Source organism: Sphingobacterium gobiense, from assembly GCF_002980575.1.
Lineage (GTDB): Bacteria > Bacteroidota > Bacteroidia > Sphingobacteriales > Sphingobacteriaceae > Sphingobacterium > Sphingobacterium gobiense.
Genome location: NZ_PVBS01000002.1, coordinates 391,366 through 418,045, shown reverse-complemented (window position 1 = coordinate 418,045; position 26,680 = coordinate 391,366). Strand labels below are relative to the sequence as shown.

Genomic DNA, 26,680 nt, shown 5'->3' with positions numbered 1-26,680 from the left:
ACATGGCCCATTTTATACTTAGATAAAAGACTTTATTCTTTTATACCAAATTGATAAATCGTAGTGCTCGTATATTGTTCTCCGGGTTCCAACACCGTCGAAGGCCAAGCTGGCTTATTAGGTGAATCCGGATAATGTTGAGGCTCCAGACAAAGGCCGGTTTGTTTATGGTAATCTATTCCTTTCTTACCTTTTCGCGAGCCGTCCAACATATTGCCCGTGTATACCTGCAGGCCCGGCTCTGTCGTATACACATCAAGCGAGATACCTGTAGTGGGGGCGTATACCTGGGCTGCGGGGGTTTCCAATTTACTTTTCGTCTGCAGAACGTAATTATGGTCAAAACCTTGTGCGCGTTGCAACTGTTCATGCGAACTATCACGCGCCAAGGCAGTCCCGACCGAAACAGCGTTTGTAAAATCGAACGGGGTATTGGCCACTTTTTCTAATGCCCCAATTGTGATGAGTTGGCTATCCAGTGGTGTATAAGCGTCTGCATTAACCAAAAGAACGTGGTCTAATACGGTATTCTCTGGATTACCTGCCAAATTAAAGAAACTGTGGTTCGTCATATTGATAACCGTTTTCTTATCGGTCTCTGCAAAATAGTCGATCCTCAACGCATTGTCGTCGCTCAAACTAAAGCTTACTTTAACCTGCACCTCGCCCGGAAAGCCTGCTTCCCCATCTCCCGACACATAACGCAGTACAAGTAAACTATCCGATGGCTGTTCGGCATCAAACATCTGATTTTGCCAGCCCGCTGCTCCGCCGTGAATCGTATGTGCACCATTATTTAAATCTAGCGAAATAGTGTCTCCGTCCAGTATAAATTTCCCATAGGCAATCCTGTTGGCAAACCGACCCACGGTAGCACCAAATGAAGACGGTTTATCGACGTATTCTTGTATATTATCAAAGCCTAAAACGACGTCGTGTAACACTCCATCGCGATCTGGGACCATCAGCGAGACGATACGGCCACCGTAATTTGTGATACAAATCTCTGCGCCCAATTTATTTTTCAAGGTAAATAAATCGGTCTCTTTACCGTTTACATGACTTTGAAAGTTCTTTCGTTCAAGATTAGAAGCGGTTTTCTCCTGGTACGTATCTTTGCAAGAGCCTAATAAAGCTGATAAGAGGACGATAAGTAACGGCGTATTTTTCATGGCTGTGCTGTAACAAGGTTTATTTGAACTTCAAATATATCGAAAATGCCTAGCATAACGATCGAAATCGTATCAATAAAACACGAATTTGTCTCAATAGAAAATTTATTTTACATCCAACTTGTCCTTTATATAAATTCTCCTACTTTTATAAGATAAACCTGTTTACATGTCAGCAAAATGTTGGTTGTTTCTATCGCTGTGTTTTTTCTATACGTTCCTTAACGGAGCAACCCCTCATTATTTCAATCATTTTCAGGTCAATAGGGGATTATCAAATAACGCCGTGTTATGCAGTGTACAAGATAAAGACGGATTTATTTGGTTTGGTACTCGGGATGGATTGAACAGATTTGACGGGTATCGATTCAAAAACTTTTTCCATGAATCAGAAAACGAAAAAAGTTTAGGGAGCAACCTGATCCACAGCCTTATGGTCCGTGAAACAAACGAGATTTGGGTGGGTACCGACCAAGGGATCTATATCTATGACCCACAGCAGGAGGAATTTTCCCTTTTTGATAAGGTCTATAAAAGTGAAAGCTTACAGATCTCGGAAGACCGTCAGGGAAATATCTGGTTTATTTCCAATAGCAGCCTGCATAAATACAATCCAAAGACACAACAAGTAGATAAAACCTACGCCGAACGGTGGAAGGAAAAAACGCACGCCTTCTGTATTGATCAAAATAACGACGTCTGGATTGGATTAAAGGAAAGCATTTGCCATGTAAGCAGCGGGAAGGAGTATACTTTTTCTAATGGTAGGCAATTCACGGGTGGAGTGGAAGAACTGTTTGTAGACGACAATAACAACATTTGGATCGGAACATCTCATCATGGGGTTTACAAGTGGAGCAGAGACAGCAAAGAAACCCAACACATGGTCAAAAACATCGGCAATAAGCCCCTGTATGTACGAGAAATAGCTCAAATAAATAAAAACCAGCTATGGATTGGGACAGAGAGTGGACTATTCGTGCATGAAATCAATACCCATAAAACAACCCATATACAGCACGAAAAAGATAATCCGTGGAGCCTATCGGACAATGCCATTTATTCGGTTATGAAAGACAACCAAGACGGGATATGGATTGGTACTTTTTTTGGTGGGATAAACTATTACCATCCACAACATAATCTATTCGAAAAGATATTTCCCCGGAACTCACCGAATTCTATTGGAGGACACGCTGTTAGAGAAATTGTGGAGGATAAACAACAAAATCTTTGGATTGGGACGGAGGACCAAGGATTGACCTACTGGAATCAAAAAGCAAATAGTTTTATCAATTTCGGATCAGAAGATGGCTTGGCGCATACCAATATACACGGTTTGCTCATTACAGGAGACAGCTTACTGATCGGCACGTTTTTTCAAGGACTTGATGTTATCGATATACGAGAAAAGAAAGTAATAAAGCATTTTGATTCCAACAATACCAATCAAGCCCTCAAAAGCAACTTCATCTATCATATTTACAAGACATCGAAAGGGGAAATTTTATTAGCAACTGCGCCAGGGATTTTTCAATTTATTCCCGGAGAGAATCAGTTCATTCCCTTTAAAGGCGTTCCTGGTCATGTTTTTTTTACGTCTATCTTTGAGGACAAAGAGCATACACTGTGGTTCACCACGTGGCGCGACGGGCTGTATATGCTTCGTTCTGGGGAAGGTAAACCCACACGATTTATACATGACCCCAAAAATCCGTTCTCGATTAGCAGCAACCGCGTGAATCGCGTGTTTCAAGACTCAAAGGGCCAAATTTGGGTAGCAACAGAGAGTGGCTTATGCATTTACGACAAAAGAAAGCAGTCTTTTAAACGTTTCACTTCAAAAGACGGCTTGCCGAGCAACCTTATTTTAGCTATGCAAGAAGATGGTGCTGGAAACCTTTGGATATCGACAACAAAAGGGTTGGTCAAGATGGATATCCTTTCACACAGAATCGACACGTATAATTTAGAACATGGGTTATTGGATCTTCAATTCAATTATAACTCTGCCTTCAAGGACTCTAAGGGTTTACTTTATTTTGGAGCATCCAAAGGGCTGATCAGGTTCAACCCGTCATCCGCCACCGATCTTTACAAAACAGATTTCGATACCCCCATCTACATTACAGGTATCCAAACAAACCAGCAAGAGTTGGCGATAGTAGACAAAACCAGTGCACTCTCCAAATCTATCCTTTATACGGAAAAAATAAAACTGAAATACGATGAGTCCACCGTTAGCCTTGATTTTGTTGCGTTAAATTTTGCATCGGCAAATTCGACATCCTATCTATATAGATTAGTTGGACTAGATACTACCTGGACCTTTTTGCGGAACAACACCAAAGCAAATTTCACCAAAATTCCGCCCGGGAAATATACGTTCGAGGTTATGGCTGCCGACGCCAACAAGACGCCTATTTCAAAAATAAAGTCGTTAGAAATCGTCATACTTCCGCCCTTTTGGGCTAGTGTTCCAGCTTACATTATTTATACCTTGTTCTCCCTGGGGTTAATAGGTATGGTGCTCTATTGGTATGATCAAAAAATGAAAGAAAAGAACAGGCAACGACTAGAGAAAATTAAAGCACATAAGGAAAAAGAACTTTACAAGGCTAAGATGGACTTTTTCATGCAGATAACCCACGATATTAAAACACCCTTGACGTTGATCAAAGCACCACTTGAAAAAATAATGTTGGGCACGGAACCTAAAAAGTCAGAAAAGTGGTTAAAAACGATTCATCAAAATACAGAAAAACTGCTCTCCATGACAGATAACCTACTGGATTTTAGAAAAGTAGAGAGTAACGAATTTTCACTAAAGCTAAGAAAACAATCGGTAAGCTCCCTCATTCTGATATGTTTACAAGATTTCGCCCCCTTCATAGAGAGTAAAAAAATTAAGGTGTCCAAATCACTGGATCGAAAGCTGGAAGCGAATATAGATATTGAAGCGATGTATAAGATTATTTCTAATCTCTTATCGAATGCATTCAAATATGCCGAAAAAGAAGTTCACATCAACCTCTACAAGAAAACAGACGACACCCATTTCTGTCTGGAAATCAAAAACGACGGCATGGTATTGTCCGACGAGGAGAAAACACAGATTTTCGAACCATTTCAGCGCGCCAGTACGCACTATCGCGTTAAAGGATCGGGACTCGGGCTGGCACTGGCTTATTCATTTACTTCTTTGCATGGTGGCACATTAGTTTATAAAAAGAATTCAGAAAATTTGAATATATTTGTTTTAGAGATACCATTATAAATGCTATGCATATCGATTTGGCAATAGAAAAGTCCGTTATTTTGTTAGCAGATGACCATGTGGACATCTTGGATTTTATAGCGGATGACTTAGAGGAGAAGTATGAGGTGGTCAAAGCGCTTAATGGACAAGAGGCTTTGGAATACGTGTATGCACATGACGTGGACTTGATCGTCAGCGACATTATGATGCCGCAATTAAACGGCTATGAGTTCTGCACTAAACTGAAAGAACATGAAAAGTATAGCCATATACCTTTTATTATGTTGACGGCGAAGAATAGCCTGCAATCAAAAATAGAAGGACTGGAGTATGGCGCGGATGCCTATATTGAGAAGCCCTTTTCGCCCAATTTCCTAGAGGCGCAAATAGCGAGCCTACTACGTAATAGAAAGCATGTAAAAGATCATTTTCAACGAACGCCTAACAGCCCCTTGGATATCAGCGGACACAACAAATCCGATCAAGTCTTCTTAAAAAAGCTCAATAAGCTCATTTTAGAAAATATGGCTGATCCTGCGCTCTGTGTAGATATGCTAGCGGAACGATTGTATATGAGTAGACCGACACTCTATCGAAAAATAAAGGTATTATCCGATTTATCTCCGAATGAACTTATCAACCTAACGCGATTAAATAAGGCCACTCAATTACTGCTGGACGGCGAATATAAGGTTTATGAGATTGCTAACCTACTTGGTTTCAGTACCGCCTCGCATTTTTCCCGCAATTTCCAAAAACAATTCGGGATAAGCCCAAAAGACTACGCGGCAAAGCACAAATAACGGTAATGGCAAAAGGGCTATGGGGCACCACGCTCCCGCATAGGTGCCGGGTGCCGCGCCAGAATGGCCTGAAGTGCCTGAAGCACATCCTGATGTTCTTTAGCGATATTCTTGACTTCGCGCGGCCCATGCTGATAATCGTATAGCTCATATTCCGCGGTTCCAGTGGTCTCGCCGATTTTCTTCCATTCCACCATCCGGTAACGGTCGGTGCGGATAGCCCGCCCCAACCGCCCCCCTCTGGGGAAACTGTGGTAGGCATGATCCCGGATGCGGACTTCGGGATTCTTGAGTACAGGTACCATACTCAAACCATCCAATGGCTGTGACACTTTCGGAACCGGCAACCCAGCAAGCTCCACCAACGTGGGGTAGATATCGACCGTCTCGGTCAGCTGCGCGGTATGCGTGCCGGACTGTACCATGCCTGGTGCGGAGATAATTAACGGTATATGATTCGCCAATTCATAATTGACGTGTTTCGTCCACATGCCCATATCACCGAGCATATAGCCATGATCGCCCCAGAGCACGACGATGGTATTTTGATCGAGGCCAAGCGCACTAAGCTCATCCAGCACCTTGCCGATTTGAGTGTCCACATAACTCACACCGGCGTAATAGCCGTGTATCAATTTAAGGGTAAGGCTATCCGGAAAGGCAGCTTCCGTAACATTTTCCGGAATGGGAGTATACTGATCGATTTCCACACCGTATTTCACTGCATATGGAGGCGCTCCTTCCGGTCGCACACGATGTGTAGGTAATCGTAAATTCGATTCATCATACAGCGCCCAGTATTTTTCAGGCACAGAAAACGGTAGATGCGGCCGGGCAAAACCTACAGCCAAGAAAAACGGCTGGTTTGGTTGAGCTTTCAATTCTCGGAGGCGATCAACCGCCCGCTGTGCGACACGACCATCTGCATAGGCGTCGTCGGCAACATCAGGTGACTCCCAAGCGAATCCACGGGGCAATCCCCGAGCTTCCTGATTCGAAAAGAGCGCTTCTTCGCGTGTGAACCCCATTGCTTTACTGGCCGGATCAACGTACTCGATGACCAGCTCCTTATGGTGTGGTACACTCCACGACTGCTCATCTACGTAAGTACCATGACCAATATGAAAGACCTTACCCATGGATTCGCTGTGGTAGCCGTGCTGCTTAAAATGTTGTGGTAAGGTCACAGCATCTGGATAATAGTCGCGGAAATTTTGCCCGAAACCGTAAATCCCGGACGAGGTAGACCTGCTACCCAATAGCAGGTTAAACCGTGATGGCGCACAAACGGCTTGGTTGGAATATGCTTGCTCAAACCGGAATCCCTGTGCTGCCAGCTTGTCGATGTTCGGGGTAATTGCGACAGAATCTCCATACGCTCCTATTGCTGGACGCAGGTCATCGACAAGAATGAACAGGATATTGGGCTTCTTCTCCTGTGCACTCAGAAGCAGTGACAATACCGTCGATGCTGCTATTAAAAGATAAGTTTGCCTATTCATTAGATACTCTCAATCAACCGGTGGATTTGCGCGACCGGTCGTCAATTCCGGTAAATAGCTACGCCAAGTAATCAGTTTCGTCCGCAGCTCTTTGACGATATCCGGATGAGCTTCGGCTTTATTCTTCGTTTCATAGCGGTCCACTTCCATATCATACAATTCGGGATTATTTTTAAGGTGATCAATTAGTAGCTTCCATTTTCCCGACCGGATGGCCAGATTGGGGCTCCGATCTCTACCTCGTGGGTAGTTAAACGCATAATCATTCCTACCGTATTCCCAGTACATATCTTTAGTGCGCGGCGCTGGTGTTCCTAACCAAACGGACTTCCGATCTTCGCCATCACCTTTGTAATTGGCCGGTAGCTTGGCGGTTGCGATGTTGGCCAGTGTCGGTACCAAATCGGTCGAATTCAATACAGAAACGCTATCCGTTGCGCCTGCGGGCACTTGGCCTGGCCAACGTACGATGAATGGCATTCGTATACCGCCTTCGTACAGCGAAAGCTTCGTGCCACGAAGTCCTCCGTTTCGACTGCCTTTGAAACTCGGTAAAGCGCCGTTGTCACTGGTGAAGATCACCAAGGTGTTTTCTGCAATACCCAATTCGCGCAAGCCGTCGAAGAGCCTGCCCATCTGTTTATCAAACTCGGCCAACACCAGCTTGAACGCCGCCTCTTCCTTGGGGTTCATCGGAAACTGCCCCAACTGCCGCTGGTTCTCCTCAGGCACCCAAGGATCATGCATATCGTCGGGCCACAAGTTTACAAAACAGGGCGAATCCTGATGCCGTCGCAAAAAGTCAAGCGTCCTATCTACAAAGTAAGCAGTCCTGTCCCAACGCTTTACGCTATCCACATCAGACCATATCCAGTCGGTAGCCGTCAATACCGGATCCGGCTCTGGACTTTCATAGGTACTGGCATGCTCATCAAAGCCATACTTCTTAAATTTTGGCGCATTTTTGATATCCCTTCCGCCTCCCATATGCCATTTCCCAAAATGTCCCGTTTTATACCCCACACTTTTCAGAATTTTGGCGATAGAGGGAGCTTGCACATGGAGGTAGTTAGCCTGCTCAGCCAGTTCGTTGCTCCGTCTATTGTTTAGAAAGGTGGTAAAATTCCATTCTGCCGGAAACATACCGGTGAGCATACTCGCGCGGGAAGGGCTGCAAATAGGCGATGCGCTGTAGTATTGGGTGAACCGCGTACCTTCTAATGCAAACTCGTCAAGCCGGGGAGTCGGAACAAATTTTCCGCCAAATGCACCGATATCACCAAATCCCATATCGTCGGTCAAAATAACAATAATATGCGGGCGTTCCTGACTCCAGGAAGCAAGGGTTTGCGCTAATAACCCCATTAAACATATACTTTTGATAACGACATTCATCATAGGGTTACTTTGACACCTTACTACTGGACAACATGTTGATATAACTTGTTGTGCATTTCCTTTAACTCTTGTTCAGGAATCTTGATCACTTTCCGATCATACGTCATTAAACCATTGGTTTCTACCTCTACGTCTGTTGTTTGCGTGTAAACACCTGCGGATAAACCTCGCTTGATCAGCTCATTTAAATCGTTTACCAGTTCTTGATAACGATCCTTAAGTTCTTCTTTATTCTTGAAAGATTGGTAACCCCAATTATCTTTCTCTTGCCATGTATGACCTTCCACCGGTAATCCTAAGCCTCCAAATTCGCCCAAAGCCAATACAAATTTGTCGCCAAAAAGATTCGGATCAGGCATAGCCGCGCCGGGGTAGTTATGGATATCCAATATATGTCCGATATAAGCGAAATTACCTCCACTGGCACTATTCACTAAGCGTGATGGATCATAGTCCATTGTCCATTCCGTAATTTCTTTGGTTTTAAACTGACCCCATGCTTCATTGAAGGGAACCCACACAACGATACTCGGAAAATTGTGCAGTTCGTCCATAATCTCCTTCCACTCCTTTCTATAGATTGCTTCGGATTCAGGAGCACGATCCTTATCATGAACGCCGTTAGAAATTTTGCCCGGTTGCATGTCCCAGTTATTTCCGCCAAGATCACCACTCGGCATATCTTGCCACACCAAAATGCCAACGCTGTCACAGTGACGATACCAGCGCGCTGGCTCCACTTTGATGTGTTTACGGATCATGTTAAAGCCCATTTCCTTCGTTTTGATTACATCAAATTTCAATGCGTCATCACTAGGCGCTGTGTGTAGACCGTCTGGCCACCAGCCCTGGTCCAATGGACCATAATGGAATACAAATTCGTCATTCAAATACATGCGCTGAATACCATCGCTACCTTTTTCCATGCTTATTTTACGCATCGCAAAATAACTCCTGGCTTCATCGACCACTTTTCCTTTGCGCACAACTTTGACAACTAGGTCGTATAATTTTGGATTATCCGGACTCCACAGTGTCGGATTCGATACCTTCAGTTTAGCTTCCGAACCTACAGCAACAGAAGCATCTGCAATCTTTTGTGTGCCATCGTAAGCTTCTAAAACTAATTGGTCGCCTGCTTGTGCACCGTCAACATTTGCAGATACCGTCAACGTAGATGTCTCTACGTTAGGGGTTTGCTTTGTGTTGACAATATAGCTGTCTGGCACACTTTCTAACCAAACCGTCTGCCATATCCCCGTTACTGGCGTATACCAGATTCCATGTGGGTTGTTAATTTGCTTGCCACGTGGCTGAGGTCCATCACTTGTAGGATCCCAAACACGTACGACAATTTCTTGATCTGCCCCTTTTTTCAACACCGTTGTAATATCAAAAGAGAATGAATCGAAACCACCCTCGTGCTGACCGATATGTTGCCCGTTCACATAGACGTCGCATTGCCAGTCTACTGCGCCAAAATGCAATAGGGTGCGTCCTTTGCGAAGTGTTTTGGGTACCGATATCGTTCTGCTATACCACAAAGCTTTGTCTTTCCCAACTTCTTTTCCCACACCGGATAAGGCGGATTCGATTGCAAAAGGAACCAATATCTCGCCCTCCCAGGATGTAGGTTTTTCCGAAACGGATTTTTCCGCCACGGTATACTTCCATAACCCGTTTAAACTTTTCCAATTGTTCTGACGCTCCAACTGCGGTCTGGGATATTCGGGGTGTGGATTCTTTGGATCCAGTTGTTCTCCCCAAGTAGTTAAAATTTTGTCTCCTGCTGGTTTCCAATCCTGCGCCTGTACAGCGAACCAACTGGTTGTAACTAGGCATGCAAATGCAAAAAGTCTCTTCATTATTGTTTTTATTTTGATTTCCCGGTCTATGTCCCAAAAATGCAATATAAAGCAAACAAAACCTTGACCTTTTTATTCAAAAGAGCGTCAAATCGTCTCAATGTCCATTACCTTCCCCATTTTTCCGCCAGTAATTTCATATAGAAACCTCCGACGACACTACGCGCCTTAAAATTCTCCCGAATACCATCCGTCGTGTCATAGAAATCGTTCAACGGTACACGTGACGGCGTTTCTATAGCATGCCGAAACACGGGTTCTATGAATTTCTCAAAGGTCGGCTGGTCGTCTGCCAGGGTCGCCGTCCACAATATCCAATCATTTTTGGTGTAGTTTTTCCGGCTATCTAATGGCAAGCCATAACGATTCACGCGCGGAATATAATAAGTCAGCTCTTTTTCTATCACCTCTTTCGGGAATAAACCGAAATCCAAAACCTTGTCCCAAATTAGGTTGTATTTTTGGCTCCAAGTGTTCGGATCATCAAACGTTAACGCATAGTGGTCTCCGGCATCCGCCAACTTCATCCATTGGGGCACCATCTCTTCTGCAATTGTTTGATATTTTAAGGCGACATCCTTCAAACCTAGCATATCAGCTAGCCTAGCATAGCTTGCTATACCCATTATGGCTTTCACAGAAAGGTTAGCGTTGCGTGCAAGATGACCTGCAAAATCGTCCGTACAAAGCTGTGTCTTCGGATCCAATCCTTCTTTTATCAGATAATCTGCCCATTTCGTCAAAACCGTCCAATGTTTTTCTGCATACGCTGCATTTCCCTGTGCGTGGGCTATTGCAGCCGTCATAATAAGCATATTTCCAGACTCCTCCACGGGCATTGGCTCTCCGTACTGCTGTCCATTTGCTAACGGATAGGTCCCCAAATCATGCGCGGCCCAAGGGTGTGGATATTTGCCACTTTCACTGAAATAAAAAATACCATTCAGCATCCCCTCTAACAAAACGGGATTATATATTAAATATAATGGCGACGACGGATAGGTAACATCCACTGTATTAATAAATCCTCCACTGTTATTCTCCTTGGAAAGCCATAAAACCTCTTTTTTCGGACTCTCAACCAAGGTATGCGCGGCAATACTCTGCCGATAGGCTAACACAGAAAGATGCGCATATTTTTCACCTCCTGCCTGTTCTGCCTGACGTCGCAATGTACTATCAAAATCAGTACATCGTTGCATTAGTTTTTTATATTCCTTCACCGCAGCGTGTAACTGCGATTCAAACGAACGATCGCCATTTCTGTTCCACCAAGGGCGTAAATCCGTATGGAAATACTGAATGGCATATATTTCATCATACCCAATAGTTAGGAAACGCTGCACTGGAGCGGAACCGACAGCGTCTAAAGAAATTTCGGTATGCAGCACAAGCGATTTGCCCTGATATGAATTTTCATTTTTCGGATCATTGCTTCCGGATAAAAATTGTCTAACATCGTTACCCCGTGGAACAGCGACATATAAATACCCCCAATCTATACGCATATCGTCGGCTCCCTTTTGTAATACAGGTTGCTCAACGGTACCAACTTTCAATATGGAGAGCTTTCCGTCTTGATAAGCTTGCCCTTCCACCTCTTGCTGGTCGGGCATATAAACCGCTATATCGGAAGATACCTCCTGATGTATCTTAACATCATGTTCCTTTCCATCCTTTGCCGTCACCTCATAAGAAATATACGAAACAGGCCGCGCAAGGAGGTCAAGATCATCCATCAATAAGGGCGAAGTAAAGGTAACCTTCAGCGCTACCGCACCGGCGTCAAACGTATACGCCGTTTGTGTGGCTTCTATCGCTACTGATGTTTGTTTCGCAATGGCTACCTTCGCCTTATCAGATGGCATACTGTTTACTAAATCAAAATCTAGAAAACGACCTCCTGCCGTATTTTTCAGGTGAATCGCAAGCACATTTTGTCCTTTGCGTAGAAGCCCTTTCGCTTTAGACGAAATATCGAAATAATCGAAACGATGGTTCCAACCGTCTCTTTTAAACACAAGCGTTCCGTTTAGATACACTTCGATGTTATCATCATGATGTAATTTAAGGAATAGCGGCTCGTTGTCATTTATGTTATCCAGTGAGAACTCCCGCCGTACCCAGATATTATCGGAAGACCAAAATGTACCCGCTACTGATTTATCATCGGATATAGGCAATACCCCGTCTTTCCAATCTGAATCTTCAAAGTCCAGCAATTGCCAAGCTTCGTTTTGCGGCTGCTCTACATATCGAATAGTGGCCTTATCGTCCGCTGCTATTATCGATGTGTAACGGTGCTTCTCCTTGCCCATGAAACGGTACAGCGTACCGTCGACTTCAAGATAGCCAGTCAAACCATGTGCTGCACCGGTCCAGTGCTCCGTGACTTTATCTGTCAGGAGGTCACTAGTCGACCAGATACTGAAATTCGGATTATGTGTAATCAACGGATAAGCAGGAGCCTTCCGAGCATGGTTAACCTGTCCGTAGGTTGTTAATATACATAAGACGAAAACAAATAGCCCTATGCCAAAGTGTTTTCCATTTTTTATAAAGTTTCGAACTCCTATCATACTATTCTATTTGGTTTACAATTTTACTCTTTATCCGCTAATTCGTCAGAAAACGAATACGGCTTATCTTCATTTGCTATACCTCGGGATAGATTGGGTTGTCCCGACATGCTGAATTTTAGCTGAGCACCTTTATATAAATCGGCGATACGCAAGAAATTGTGTGTATAGTTCTTGCCGTTTACACGCAGCTGATCAACGTATACATTTTCTTTTGATTGGTTGCTCGCCGAAATAACGACCTTTTTTCCATTCTCCAGCTGTAGTGTTACTTCGTCAAATTGTGGTGATCCCAACACATATTCACCCGATCCCGGCGCGACGGGATAAAATCCCATTGATGAAAAAACATACCAGGCTGACGTCTGCCCGTTGTCCTCGTCTCCGCAGTAGCCGTCAGGAGCCGCGGAGTAGAGTTTATCCATAATCTCCCGCACCCAATACTGTGCTTTCCACGGAGAAGCAGCATAACTGTAAAGATAGGGCATATGTTGTATAGGTTGGTTACCATGTGCATATTGGCCCATATTCATGATCTGCATTTCCCGCATTTCATGAATCATGCCTCGGCTTGTCATCCCCTCCAGACTAGGAACCAGAAAGACAGTATCTAACATGCCGGTAAAGGCTTCATTGCCTCCCATTAAGTCGATCAACCCTTGTGGATCATGAAATACACAGAAGCTCCAGTGCCATGAATTACCTTCAGTAAATTCCTCAGACCAGGCGCTTGGATCGAATTTCGCAATAAACGATCCATTTTTATTCTTTCCGCGCATAAGCTTTGTTGAAGGATCATAGAGGTTCTTGTAGTTCAGGGCTCTTTTGGCGTATATATCTATTTCCTCAGCTGGTCGCCCCAAAGCCTTGCCGAACTGATATATGCACCAATCGTTGTATGCATATTCTAATGTTCGGGCCGCATTCTGTGAAATACCCGCATCTGCCGGTATGTATCCCAATGTGTTATAGAGTTCATGTCCATACCGGCCGGTAGAGGTATTCTTTGGGTGCACGTTGTTCGCTCCCCATTGCACCGCTTCCCATAAGATCAAAGGATCGTAACCTTTTCGTCCGGTGAGATACGCATCTGCGACTATAGAAGCTGAATTATTTCCGATCATGGATGCTCGATGTCCGGGAGACGCCCACTCCGGCAAAAAACCACTTTCTTTGTAGGCATTGACAAGACCTTCCTGCATGCGGTCGTTCATCGAAGGGTACAACAGGTTCAATAACGGAAACAGGCTGCGGAATGTGTCCCAAAAACCCGTATCTGTAAACATCTCGCCAGGTAACACTTGTCCGTTATAGGGGCTATAATGCATCCGGTTTCCTGCTGCATCTATTTCCGATAGATCCCGAGGAAAGAGTGTAGAACGGTATAAACAGGAATAAAAGGTACGCAAGCGGTCAATATTATTATCTTTAATGTGAACACGCCCAAGCACCTTGTTCCATTCATTACGTCCTTCATCGGCGACCTCTTCCAACGACTTGCCACGCACTTCGTTCAAATTCAGTGACGCTTGCTCAAAACTGATAAACGAAGAAGCCACGCGGGCTGTTATCTGCTGTCCTCTTTTTAATCCTTTGAAGCCGACAATTGCTCCTGCATGATCCGTCGTGACTTCCAAGCCTTCGGCTTTCATTTTTCCGTTGTTCACCATAAAATGGCTGTTCATCGGCTGATCAAATTCAATAATAAAATAGTTCTTAAAATTTTCTGGTGTTCCCCCACTATTTCGGGTATTATACCCGATAATCTTATTTTCTTCTGGTATAAGCTTGACAAAAGAGCCTTTGTCAAAAGCGTCGATGACAATATATGCACTGTCGGTCTTTGGAAAGGTAAACTTGAAGACGACGGCCCGTTGCGATGGACTGAATTCTGTTGTAACGTCGTGATCTGCAAGAAATACACTATAATAGTAAGGTTTTGCAATTTCTGTCTTATGTGAAAACCAACTGGCCCGATCCTCCTGATCAAATACCGGCTGCCCCGTTATAGGCATCAACGAAAACTGTCCGTAATCGTTGTTCCATGGACTAGGTTGATGTGTTTGTTTAAAACCCTTAATCTTGTCTGCCGTATACGTGTAGATCCATCCATCTCCCATATTACCTGTCTGCGGAGTCCAGAAATTCATGCCCCACGGTCGGGCGATAGCTGGATAGGTATTCCCTGTTGAAAGTTCATACTTAGATAAGGTACCTACTAATGGGTTTACGTAATCTACCAGTTCAGCTGACTGCGCGACAGCTTTTTGCATACACGCCATACACAACAGCGTTAACAGGGAAAAAAAAGTTTGCTTCATATTTTATATAACTATTCGTCTATTATTTATATTATTTAACACTTATAAATGCCTTGCATCTTACCATCCAAACGCCACTTTTACACCATCGGGATCGTTTTCAAACCCTAAAAGGTAGGTTCTCGATTTATTATCCCAGTCCTGTAGATTAAAGACCTCCTGTCCGTTGACCTTTACGCTCTGCGGTTGCCGCGGAAGCAGCACTCTTGAAATGCCCGTTGTTTCTATAGGGCTTTTCGCCACATAAGAATAACTATTTTTGGTGGTCACCTCCTCATAGGTGCGGTAGGCAGCGGCCAATACCTGCGGCTGTTCTTTATTCTTAACGAGATCTACGTTCATAAAGTATCCCTGTTCGCCGGGAGCGATCGTACGGGTCGCATATACCGGAAGCTTAGGATCGAACAAGTCGATTAGCGTGCCGTTGATGGTGTAGTTTCCTTCGCTGACACTTTCATCCATTACTGCCACTAGTTCGAATGGCCCCCGCTGCAGGTAGAAATTATTTTTAAAAGCCAACGTTCCTCCCGCAGCTCGGTAGCGCTCCTGTACGGCACGAATCAGATCTCCACTGGCGTTGGCTCGCATGGCGTACGCTTTCGGATCCTTACGGATAACCTGTACCGATCCCTTGCCATAGGTATAAAGACCTTCCCCAGCTCCGGGGTCTATGCTCATCTTTTCGAAAAGATGCGCCGAAGGCGTCCAATAAGTATTCCCTTTGGTATTCCACCATTCCTGAACGTTCTGGAATGGATCGCGGTCGGTACCGCTGTAGACAAGCTGCCCTCCGGCATGCACCCATGCCGCCAAATGCTCATGTGCTACGGGATCCAGCGGTTTCATATTGGCATAGGTCATGAGCAACACTTTGGTATCCGCGAGCGCCTTTTTATATCCTAGATTTTCAATATGTACCGTCTTTACCGGCACACCGCGCTTGAGGAAAGGAAGAGCAAGGCCATAGAAATTAGCCAGCTGGGGGTCATCGTAGCCGGCATGTGTCGGAAAGCGTTGAAACATTAAGGAGTTGGCCATCAGCACCGAGATACCTTCGCTGCCGGAAAGTTTATGCTCGCTCAATGGCATCTGATTCAATGAATTGATCATGACCTGCATCTGCGTGGAATAATGACGTGGGATACGTTCCTTCTGATCACTGGTCGGACTTGTCCGGTATAACCCTTCGTAAATTCGTTCGGGCCAAGGCATTACCTCATAGTCGGCAATGTTTGGATAGAGCAATTGCGCAACAAAAGTCGCTTGGTAATTGGTTTTATAATCTACCCAATCCTTGGCACGATCCTCAATGGGGTCTGTCAGAAAGAACATCTTCCTACCGGTTGGCGCCGTCATCGATTCCATCGATCCATACTCGAGGTATGCCGTCTCGAAAACACGTTCTTTTTCCTTTCCGTTAAAATAGTTCGGCTCACGTGAGGTACCTGTCCAAACCTGAGCAATATAACCGTCCACAACGGGCAGGGAGGCCAAACTAGCTTCCGGCGAGACGATCATCCATTGGGCGTAGTTGACGAGCGAGTGTGTAGGCACGTAACATTTCACATCCATATCTTTGGATTTACCGTATTCTTTGGCAAAAGTAAATATCTCGTTCAGCGCCTTATAATAGAGGTGATACTTGAGTTTATTAGAAAGATAGGTGTTCTCTGGAGATTCGTGTTGTGGACGCCAATCAAAGCCATAATATTTCTTCCATTCCCGCTTGAACGATTCACTGTAGCCTGCCCGTGCCCAGAATTCAGGCTCCTCCATAAATATGGCATCGATTCCAGCATCAATGACGGGCTTCACATGTCTTTCCTTCAGGTATTTCAGAAAATTATCTGTGGGTACAATATAGGGGACCATATGTCCATGCCAAATCGTATCTTGAGCCTGGGTTACCTGTCCTTCGTCCAGATGCCATTCTCCGTCCCACTGACCGGTGAAATAATCCTGATATTCGCCCCAAGCAATACCTGTCATGAAATGGATAGTATATCCTCTGTCCTTCCAAGATTTGACCCGCTCTTCGAACGGCACGCGCTTGTGTTTATCCGATGGATTTCCACCTACGCCGTAAACCATGACCGCATCGGCACGGTTATCGATGGTTGGGCGCCATTCCCGGGAGGTCTGAAATGTCGTTTTGGTCTGTTCTGCTGTTTTTTGGGCAATGACAGGTGTGCTAAATGCAAGCAAGCAACCCGCTCCTATGCGTACTTTCCAATATATCATTTATAAATTGCTTAACTGATCATTTGTTGCTAGTTGACGAATACCTCTTTTGCATCTGTATAATTCCAGCGTCTTGTCCCGCTCCCAGCCGGTGTATCGTAATTAATCCGGGCTGCTGCACGAATAAAAACGATACGCCCAGAGGGGATCGTTCCGTTTGACTCGATGGTGACTGTCTGTCCCAGAAGGCCATTGAACGATGATCCTGTATATAAAATCTCATTGGACCAACGTTCGTCGCGAGCACGGTAACCTACCGTAGAAGAATAACTTACAAACAATTGAATGTCCGTTACGTTTTGAAAGCTGTTGCTGTATCCGCCCATGGGCTCTATCTTTTCGCGGAATTCCTCTTCCGAAACCGCTCTACTGACTCGCACTTTCGCTTGAACCTTGCCGTTGATTACCCGAGGCTCATCCACCCATTCTACTTTAAGAAACGGGTGCACTTCGAACCGAACCTGTGTCACGCCCTCAATATCGACGTCTTTTGTTTCATCAGCGATTGGTACACCACGCTCATCCTCCCGCAATAAGGGAATGAACGGGCCGTCTACCTGGACGTTATATCTTCCTTTAAACACTTTCGTATTCTGGAACGTCCCATCGGGTCTACAGAAAAAATCTGGATTAGGTGTAACGTTATCTCCCCAGCTAGTTTCTATGAGACGCACCCTGATTCCTTCACTTCCCTGATCCGTCAGCACCGGTTCTCCGGTAGCTGCATCAACCACCTCACCTTGCAGTGTTTCGGCTGGAGCTGGATAATTATCCAGCTCAAACATACTGCAGGATGCCAAAAAGAAAAGAGACGCTAACGCTATAAAAATGCTTGTCTTTTTCATCTGTTTATTTTTATATTTTCTTTATTCAATTAATTTACCTTTATCAACTATTCCCTAGTCTTTACCTGTTCGGTTGTTGGTCTATTACCGAACTCTTTGCGACTTCTCCTCCAGGGATAGCAAAATAATAGTCGATTATATTATATTCAAACGTTTTCAAACTAACCCATTGAAACCGTGCATCGAAAAAATATTTTCCACTATTGGTAGAAAAGAAAGGGTAAAGCCCCCGGAAACGGTAACGTGTATTGTTACTAAAGGCATCTCTATTTCTGTTTTCACCCCAGAAACCATTCCTTCCTTCGTAGTGTTGCACTCTCCATCTCCGAATATCCCATTTGGATTTGTGTTCTAAAGCCAGTTCCTTACGCCGTTCTTTTCGTACGATATTACGTCCGCTCTCCGTTGATGTAATCGGACTCGTCAACAGTGACGCTCCGGCCCGCTCCCTGATTTCATTAACCGCTTGCGTGGCTACCTGCATCAAGTCCGATCCGTCCGGAGATCCCTCCCCTGCGAGCGATAGCTCAACGGCAGCTTCCGCCGCATTCAAAAGTACTTCGGCGTAACGCATCAATACAAAGTGCTGATCAGATCTACCTTCTGCCGCTACAAAAGATGGATCGGGGTTTAACCATTTCCTTCCATAAAGACCAGTCAGGTTCCCTTCGCCGTTGTCGTAAAATGGACCATTAGCGCCGGCTGCAGTTATCTTGGCACCGTTATAATCAACCAATTCTTGCGCGTTTCCTTCCCTAGGACTCAGGTAGAGCATTTTAGGGTTAGCCCGATAAGCATTCAGGTTTTGATACCGGGTTTCAGCCGCCTGATAGGAATAATCGTTAAAAAACGGCTGTATAGGAGTGGAACCTGTGTAGATACCTGCCCGAATTTCGATGTCTGTACCTTTGAATCGGTCTCCCGGGAAAATGACATAGGCACGCAGTCGTGGTTCAGCATCTTTGAAAAAATCCATAGGTGTGTCATACATCAGGTATTCGCCCTGCGTGTTGGAATTTCCAGTTGTTACCTTAATCGTACCATTTGGGTAGCGGTCAAACCCTTCGAAAAGTTCCATAAAGTCGAGTGTAGGACAGGTTCCTGACGCTAACGGTGCTTTAAAAATAAAAGGGGCACTGTAAGCATCATATCCATGTGTGGCAATAGGAAACGTGTATTCCTTTACGTAGATGTTTTCCGGACTTTCCAAATCACTGAACATGTCGACCATATTCTGATATTGGGCTTCCGGGTTATTTGCTGCCCATTTTTTCTTATAAAGCGCATACTTTCCATCGTTCATAATCTCCCTAGCCGCAAGATAGGCCTCCTTGAAATATTTTTTCGATGCGGGTTGCCACGTATTTTCTGCAAAACCAATAACCCGGACGCCGGTTTTCTCCCCCAACCCCGTGAGACGACCGGGTACTGTTTCATTATACTTGGCTACACTTCCTGCATAAAGCATAGCTTCTGATTTAAATGCCAAAGCAACATACTTGTTGGCATAGCCGCGCTTTGGACTTTCCGGGGATAGTAATTCAGCAGCCTGATTAAAATCGGCAAGCACCTGATTCCAGGTCTCTTCCTCACTGGCACGTGGCACTTCTAGCGCTGCGAGTTCTGCTGGATACTGCATTACTTTGGTCACCAAAGGTACACCGCCAAATCTTCTGGCCATCGCATTGAATACGAATGCCCTTACGAAATAGGCTTCACCTAAATAGTGATTATAGGTAATCTCGGGAAACGCATCTTGGTGAAGCGGAAGATTTTCGATTAAATAGTTAGCATCCCGTAAAAGCGTCATGGCCTTACCCCAGTAAGGCGTTCGCTCACCGGTGAAAGCCGAACTGATTCCATCACGATTCAGTGCCTCTCCGGTTCCTTCAATACCCATAGCTGCTAACCATCCATTAAATTCAACCCCCCATTGCGCCATATATTTGAAATCTTCGAAGGGCATATTACTGTACATTCTTGCCAGGTAGACGTCCATCCCTGATTCACTGGTAAACAGGTCTTTATCACCTACTATGTTCTTCGGTGGAATATCTAAAAAATTCGAACACGAGGTAAATAAAACACAAATGGCCAGCGTGAGCTGATATATTTTTTTCATGCGATTGCTTTTTATCTTAATATAGTCCATAACAAAAAGGATTAAAAGGCGAGGGAAAGACCCGCGGTAATAGTTTTGTTCAACGGATAGAGCCGTCCCAATTCGTCCTCCGGATGTTCCGGATCTACAAATTTTACACCTGTTATTGTAAACAAGTTATAAGCATTAGCAAATACCCGCAGGTTCATCGTTGACGAAGGCCGGAATTTCGGCAATGTATACCCCAGCTCTATGCTTTTTAGTCGGAGATACGCCGTGCTCACACGATTAAATGTCGAGGTCTCAAGCGGATAATTGCCCGTAAAGCCGTAATAACCGCTGATCCATTCCTGCGAAGGATCCCAAGGATCGGCCTGTGGATCAACCGTGTGCCATCTGTCTACATACTGTTCAAGTATCCCTCCACCATTGGTACCCCAGATCGCGCGAAGTGGTTCTAGGTACTGCATGGAGCCAAGAGCTGTTCCCTGGAATAGGAAACTCAAATCAAAGCTCTTGTAACTAGCGTCAAAATTAAAACTGAAGTTCAACCATGGCGTGTTGTCAAAAAAGAGTGGACGCATGTCTAACCCATTGATCTCGCCATCACCATTCCAATCCTCGTATTTATAATCACCCGGCAGGGTCTGATTACCTTTATATATCGGAAAACTCCGGATATCATCCCAGTCTAGGTAACGTCCTATTCCCTGATACCCAAACTGCATTCCTTGAAAACGGTTATTGAGATTGTCGTTACGCCATCTGTCGTATGAATTTCCCCAAGGCCCTTTCTCGGAGCCTACCAGATATTTCTGACGGGTGATTGTTCCGATAGCCTTTACCCGGTAGGATAGATCACCTATTTTATTTCTGTGCGAAATTTCAACATCCATCCCAAAATGCTTGTCGCTATCGAGGTTCTCCCGAGGAGCAGTCGCTCCTACAACGGTTGGAAGATCCCCTGTCCGACGTGCAAAAAGCCCTTTTCGCTCCCTTTCAAAATAATCCACGGCGAAGCCAAAAAGGCCGTTCCATCCTTCAAAATCGACACCAAGATTTAAGGTATTGGCCGTGTACCATGTAATCAACTGGTTAGGAAGCGCAAGCGTGGAAACGCCATAGATAAACTGGTTTCCAAACATATATCCGGGAGCGTACTGTGCATAATATCCTTTTTCTGCATTATCAGATGTTGCAGGATAATTATATCCGGTAGCCCAGTCATATTGAAGGGCGCCATCGTCTCCCAATACACCGTAACTTGCACGCAACTTTAACTGGTTTACGAACTGTAACTTATCCCAATTCTTGAAAAATGGTTCCTCGGATATGCGCCAGGCGACTGACGCAGACGGAAAAAATCCCCACTGACGGCCCGGGAGAAACTTCGAAGAACCATCATAGCGGAATTGTGCTTCCGCTATATACCGGTTGGCGAAGGTGTAGTTCATCCTTCCGAAAATTGCGGCATTGCTCGTCTCATAAATATCATTCAAAGAAGCGTTCATTCCACCTACTTGGTCTTGAGCAACACCTCCAAATAGGTAATCCATAGCAAAGGCGAGATTACGCTGAGCAAAGAAATTATCTCCAGTTTGCTTTTGCACTTCACCTCCCAACATACCGGTCACCTGATGTAGGCTATTAAATTCCCTGTTATAGTTTGCAACAAACTGTCCTAGAACTTGCTGTTTATCAAAAACTTCCCTACGTATTTGATTGGGCGTACTAAGATTATACAATTTAGACACATACGATTCGGTTATCTGGTCGAAAGCATATTGATAATACTCTCTCCGATTGATATTGTTATTATCCATACGGTAATCGTAACTTACCAACGCCTTTGCCGAAAGGCCTTGCAGCACATCACTGACCGCACCGAAATCGTAATTCAAGCTTGCAGACGATTGAATCTGTTTCTGACCAGTTTTACGATAACCCGAGATATCGGAGGTCATCTTCGCCACGGTATTTTCTTCGAGATCCAATCCTTCATAGTTGAGCATGGTATTCTCCGGATCTGCATACGCCGGAACGAGTACGCCCTGTCGCCAATAGTTTCTGATTATATCTGCCGAACTCGAATAAGGACTATTACGTTGATCCACGATGCCGCTCAAATTTAGGTCGAAGCTCAGCCCCTTCGTTATCTCAGCACTGATATTTGAACGAAGATTCACTTTACGGTAGTTCAAATCGCCCGATTTGAAGAAGCCTTCTTGATACAGGTGTCCTACGCCGACATAATATTGCGATTTGTCTCCTCCGCCGGTGATGCTTAGGTCTTGCTGGGTTTGAGGTGCGTAGTTGGAAAAGATTAGGGACGTCCAGTCCGTTGTACGTCTCTCCCCTGTTCTAAAATCTTCAAACCAACTCTCCGGGTAAATAAGCTCATAAGGCGATGCAATATTATTCCGAACTCTTTCATTCTCAATCGTCATCGTTTGGTAGGGATCGGCAAGCACCGGCAATCCCGAGGGTCGCTGAAAGGTATAAGTGCTATTCAACGAGACGCTTGTACGCCCCGTTTTTGTTCCTTTTTTTGTCGTCACAAGGATTACACCGTTAGCAGCTCGCACCCCGTATATTGCAGCAGAGGCATCTTTCAATACGGATATATCATCAATATCATTCGGATTAAGCCGTTGAAAATCTGCTGTAGTCCGCGGTACCCCGTCAATAACTATTAATGGACTACCTAAACCTCTAATATCAAAATTAGCAGCGAAATTTCCGGGTTCGGCACTGCGTTGCCAAACCCTTACTCCGGGAACACGACCGGTGAGCATATTCTGTGGATTTTCGTTTATAGTTTTTGTCATTTCGGAGCCTTTTATTCCCGATACCGCTCCGGTCAGCGTTACTTTTCGCTGCGTACCGTACCCCACGACAACGACTTCTTCTAATGCGGCCTCATCTGCCTGCAAGACAACATCTATACGGCTCCGCGTACCGACAGTTTCTTCTGCACTGATAAAACCCACGAAGGAGTAATGTAATACGGCACCTTGCGGCACTTGAATGATATATTGGCCTTTGGCGTCGGTACTGGTTGCAATTTGTGGTGAGGAGCCTTTCACAAGTACGGATACGCCAGTGATCGGCTGACCCTCCGCGTTGGTTACACTCCCCGACACATCGCCATTTTGTGCCGATGACACTGCAGGAATCAGGAGAAATGCAATCCATATCGTCTGCATAAATATTCTCATTTCCATAATTAAATTCTTGATCATACAGGTTCTTTTTAACACTATTGATTAGCTATTTTGTTTGTTCATATCTTGACAAAACCGCATATTCGGCCGCAAAGGCGAAGGTAAACATCCCCTCCGTATTATTTTTACCACGATCACGGTTCCATCCCACCAACAAGTTTGTAGGCAAAAAGCCATTGTAGAAAAAATGTTCATACGCATAATCCAGATTTTTCTGAAATGCGTCAATGTAATTTTCCGTCTCGTTATGCAGCGGGTAAAAGTCGACGTACCCTCTCATCAACACGCTATTGAACCAGTTCCTAAAGCCGCTGATGTCGAATGTGTAATGATTTTCGACATTTACGCCCTTCTTTGCGAAGTAGGAAAAGCTGGCGTTTGCTAATGCCACACCGTCTGCACGATATTTATCGTCTCCTGTAACACGATGCAGATCGGCTGCTCCCGATAACATCGTACCGCTGTTATAGGTTATAGCCGGTCCCACTCTATCACGGCATGTCACTCCTCGACGATAATTAACGCCATCAATTTGCTCTAATTGGGGAGATCCCGGCGTGCAGCCTCCCATCATATCATCATACACACCATCACCGCGAAGTAAGGCACTTTTCTGCCAATCGTAGATCTTTTCTGCGAATAGGAGATAATAGTCGCTCTTCTTCATTTGAACCGTCTTCCTGGTTCTTCGATCTGTCGCATCGATATAGCGATGTGTTATCGCATCGCTTTTTCCCTTATAGAGTTCGTGCAACCAAACCAGCGGGCTTATCATGGGACCATTGCTACAAGCATGCTTGGTCACATAGCCAGGTCCCCAGGCAATTCCACCTACCTCGTTGCCGTTCGCATCAAACGTGCAGTCCCAACCATCGAGCACATATTCCGTGAGGTATTCTGCTTTTTCGAGAAACGATTCATTTCCGGTAGCTTTATAAGCTTCCAGAAATTCCCGAATCAGCCACATTTGGTCGTCATAAACGTTTTCAATCCCTTCTACCCTAGCGCCACCTTTAGAGTTCCCACGATTTACGCCATAGACCGTCCATTCGTTGGTGCCGGTATAGGAAGTAAGCACGAATGTTCCCAAATAAAAATCAGCCGCATCGTAGAGTTTCATAAGTTCTTGTTCGTACTTGTTAAAGTGAGCATTATAGCGTGAAACATCACCCTGTTCCTTTTCGGCTTCGAGGGCATGAAGAATTGCCGTTACAGCCTCAATAGCACTCGTATACATCCATATACTCCCGATTTCATTCGATCGTTGATCGGTATACGGATTGTAATATCGTGCCATCGTCATTCCGCTTCCCGTAAAATAGGCTTCAAGCGCATTATCTGTAATCTCCATAGCGCGGGTCAGCGATCTCGTGGCAAGATCCGTATCCTCCGGCGGTGTTGTCCCATCATCGTTATTAGCCTTATCACAAGCATAGATAAAGAAGCATAGCAGACTCCCCACCGCGATAATTATACTTTTTTTCAGTCTCATCTTATTAAACTTATTTGGTTAATCCATTTTAATATTGTGCAATACCAATTTATTCTCTCCGGTATTCGCCTCACCATTATATACACCAAGCACTAAAGTGACATCGGAGCCATTGAATGGCGATAGGTCATAGGTAAACAAAGCGTATCCTTCCGGATTACCCGCTCCTCCGTCGCCATGTTTGAATTTCCAACAGCCATCACTTGCAGCCGATGCTTCTTGCGCTGTATTGGAGGCGGGTGAAAGATGCGTTATCGTACCGTTGTTTTCAATCGCCGTCAGTTTAAAGTAAGTAAAGTTACTTCCGAAAGTACGGGTACTGAGCGTCAATCGGTTACTTCCGCCAGCGATAGAGAATTTAGTATACATATACGCTTCGGGTACCTTAGTGTCTACTTCCGGTGTATTTCGTGTCTTGATGATATACCCTTCGGAAGGGAATACTTCTGGGTCTTTTTTCAAAGGCATGAACATCCATTCCGCGGCAACGTGAGCGACATTCCGCCAGGCACGATATGCATCCACATAGTTATCACGGTTACCACTTACAGGACTGATCCCGGTAAACGATTTTTTGGTATGTGGCATGGTAGACCGAACGGTTTCATGAGAGAGCTTCCATCCGTCAATGACATCGGTTCCAGGAAGCCAGTCCCAATTCTCGACTTTTCTGTCAGCAAACCGGATCGCCCGCAAAACGAGTTGCTTCCAATAATCCCCGGTCGCTTGCCTATATATTCCTATGGCAATGATTACTTCCTTATCGACATAAGCACTCAGGTCAAAATCAAAATCCGCGTAACCTCCCGAATAGGTGCGGTTTTGACCTACTTTCTCCGCTTTCGGTTCAGCTGCATTTAAATCAATGACCTGTACGCCGAAATAAACCGGTGCAGAGGCATCCGCATTGTGGGTTTGAACCCTCAGCGAAAGAATTTTGTTGTCTTCCGTAATCAATTTGCTACCATACACAAACGAATCAAAAACGTCCATATCTGCAGGGTTATTCCGATCGTCCCCGCTGTTTCGAATCTGCAATGTCGTTCCTTCATTCTGTTCTTGCCATGCACCTCTGAAGTCTAAGGTACTCATATAGTTACATGCCCAGTCCCAATGCGGATACGCATCCGCATTCCGCCCGCCGCGGTATTCGTTATAATACCACTTTTCGGCACTTTGCAAATCAACAGTGGTTAATCCTGGGAGCAGTTCTTCGCTTCCCATTTGGATATTAACGGTAGCAACGCCATCCACAAAATCAGCTGGTACTACCGTCTTCACGATGGAGACGTATCCGCTTTTCGTAAACGTAACGGTATAATTATTTTCGATCAGATTAGGAATGACAAAAGCTCCGTCAGCATCGGTCGTGACCGTACCACCAGCCATGCCAATGGACACGGTAACGTCTGAAAGTGGTTCGCCAGCCTGAAGTGCATCCGTTACCGTTCCTACGATTCTCGCAGAAGCACTGATCATATCCACATTAATGGTAGCTGCCCCACTAGCTTCAAAATCGACAGCGGTTACTGTTAGCCCCACAGCCATCCAGCCATCTTTCTCAAAGGTCACCGCATGTGTCTTATAAGTCACATTATCAAAAGAATACGTTCCGTCGTTCCCGCTGGCCGTCACCTGGTCTTCTTCATTGATACCCGAAAGGGTAACTTTCACGCCTGAAATCGGTTGGCCATCGACATCTGTCACCGTACCCATAACCTGCCCACGACGATTGTCCGTAGGATCATGGTCCTTTTTACAACCGAAATGTAACATGACCATCAACGTGACCAATGCCACATGGAATGCATTTTTTAGGTTCTTCGTTTGGATTCTAAATTTCATACTTCATTCATTTTAAATAGGTTTATTGCTTAA

Annotated in this window: 14 protein-coding genes; 2 read left to right on the top strand and 12 right to left on the bottom strand. The window is 44.9% G+C overall.

The window, feature by feature from the left end; translation table 11 throughout:
• Positions 1-32 precede the first annotated feature (32 nt).
• Positions 33-1,172 (bottom strand): aldose epimerase family protein, encoded by a 1,140-nt coding sequence (locus C5749_RS10915; protein WP_105725964.1) that lies wholly within the window; start codon positions 1,170-1,172, stop codon positions 33-35.
• Between the two features lie 169 nt (positions 1,173-1,341).
• Between C5749_RS10915 and C5749_RS10910 the strand changes: the two genes are divergently transcribed.
• Together C5749_RS10910 and C5749_RS10905 are read left to right on the top strand one after the other, a co-directional pair.
• Positions 1,342-4,449 carry a ligand-binding sensor domain-containing protein gene (locus C5749_RS10910; RefSeq protein WP_105725962.1) on the top strand — a complete coding sequence of 1,036 codons (3,108 nt, stop codon included), beginning with the start codon at positions 1,342-1,344 and terminating at the stop codon, positions 4,447-4,449.
• A 5-nt stretch (positions 4,450-4,454) separates the two neighbouring features.
• Complete coding sequence (locus C5749_RS10905; protein ID WP_105725960.1) at positions 4,455-5,234, top strand: response regulator transcription factor; 780 nt, start codon at positions 4,455-4,457, stop codon at positions 5,232-5,234.
• Positions 5,235-5,251: 17 nt separating this feature from the next.
• Here C5749_RS10905 and C5749_RS10900 read toward each other — a convergent pair whose 3' ends face one another.
• The 11 genes from C5749_RS10900 to C5749_RS10850 all read right to left on the bottom strand — a co-directional run bounded on the left by C5749_RS10900 (position 5,252) and on the right by C5749_RS10850 (position 26,647).
• Complete coding sequence (locus C5749_RS10900) at positions 5,252-6,736, bottom strand: sulfatase (protein WP_105725958.1); 1,485 nt, start codon at positions 6,734-6,736, stop codon at positions 5,252-5,254.
• A 9-nt stretch (positions 6,737-6,745) separates the two neighbouring features.
• Entirely contained in the window at positions 6,746-8,101 is a 1,356-nt protein-coding gene (locus C5749_RS10895) for a sulfatase family protein (protein ID WP_245893723.1), read from the bottom strand.
• A 53-nt stretch (positions 8,102-8,154) separates the two neighbouring features.
• On the bottom strand, positions 8,155-9,999 hold the full coding sequence (locus C5749_RS10890; RefSeq protein ID WP_105725954.1) for a glycoside hydrolase family 2 protein: 1,845 nt from the start codon (positions 9,997-9,999) through the stop codon (positions 8,155-8,157).
• A 107-nt stretch (positions 10,000-10,106) separates the two neighbouring features.
• Positions 10,107-12,578, bottom strand: a complete 2,472-nt coding sequence (locus C5749_RS10885; protein ID WP_105725952.1) for a glutaminase family protein — start codon at positions 12,576-12,578, stop codon at positions 10,107-10,109.
• A 23-nt stretch (positions 12,579-12,601) separates the two neighbouring features.
• On the bottom strand, positions 12,602-14,899 hold the full coding sequence (locus tag C5749_RS10880) for a GH92 family glycosyl hydrolase (protein ID WP_105725950.1): 2,298 nt from the start codon (positions 14,897-14,899) through the stop codon (positions 12,602-12,604).
• 60 nt (positions 14,900-14,959) lie between these two features.
• Entirely contained in the window at positions 14,960-17,140 is a 2,181-nt protein-coding gene (locus C5749_RS10875; protein WP_219847965.1) for a hypothetical protein, read from the bottom strand.
• 29 nt (positions 17,141-17,169) lie between these two features.
• The gene (locus C5749_RS10870; protein ID WP_105725948.1) at positions 17,170-17,985 is read right to left on the bottom strand and encodes a DUF3823 domain-containing protein; all 816 of its coding nucleotides are present in this window, start codon (positions 17,983-17,985) and stop codon (positions 17,170-17,172) included.
• A 61-nt stretch (positions 17,986-18,046) separates the two neighbouring features.
• The gene (locus tag C5749_RS10865) at positions 18,047-20,107 is read right to left on the bottom strand and encodes a RagB/SusD family nutrient uptake outer membrane protein (RefSeq protein WP_105726996.1); all 2,061 of its coding nucleotides are present in this window, start codon (positions 20,105-20,107) and stop codon (positions 18,047-18,049) included.
• A 41-nt stretch (positions 20,108-20,148) separates the two neighbouring features.
• Positions 20,149-23,328: a SusC/RagA family TonB-linked outer membrane protein gene (locus C5749_RS10860; RefSeq protein ID WP_105726995.1), complete on the bottom strand. Its 3,180-nt coding sequence runs from the start codon at positions 23,326-23,328 to the stop codon at positions 20,149-20,151.
• Between the two features lie 28 nt (positions 23,329-23,356).
• Positions 23,357-24,802: a glycoside hydrolase family 76 protein gene (locus tag C5749_RS10855; protein ID WP_105725946.1), complete on the bottom strand. Its 1,446-nt coding sequence runs from the start codon at positions 24,800-24,802 to the stop codon at positions 23,357-23,359.
• An 18-nt stretch (positions 24,803-24,820) separates the two neighbouring features.
• Positions 24,821-26,647 carry a carboxypeptidase-like regulatory domain-containing protein gene (locus C5749_RS10850; protein WP_105725944.1) on the bottom strand — a complete coding sequence of 609 codons (1,827 nt, stop codon included), beginning with the start codon at positions 26,645-26,647 and terminating at the stop codon, positions 24,821-24,823.
• Positions 26,648-26,680 lie beyond the last annotated feature (33 nt).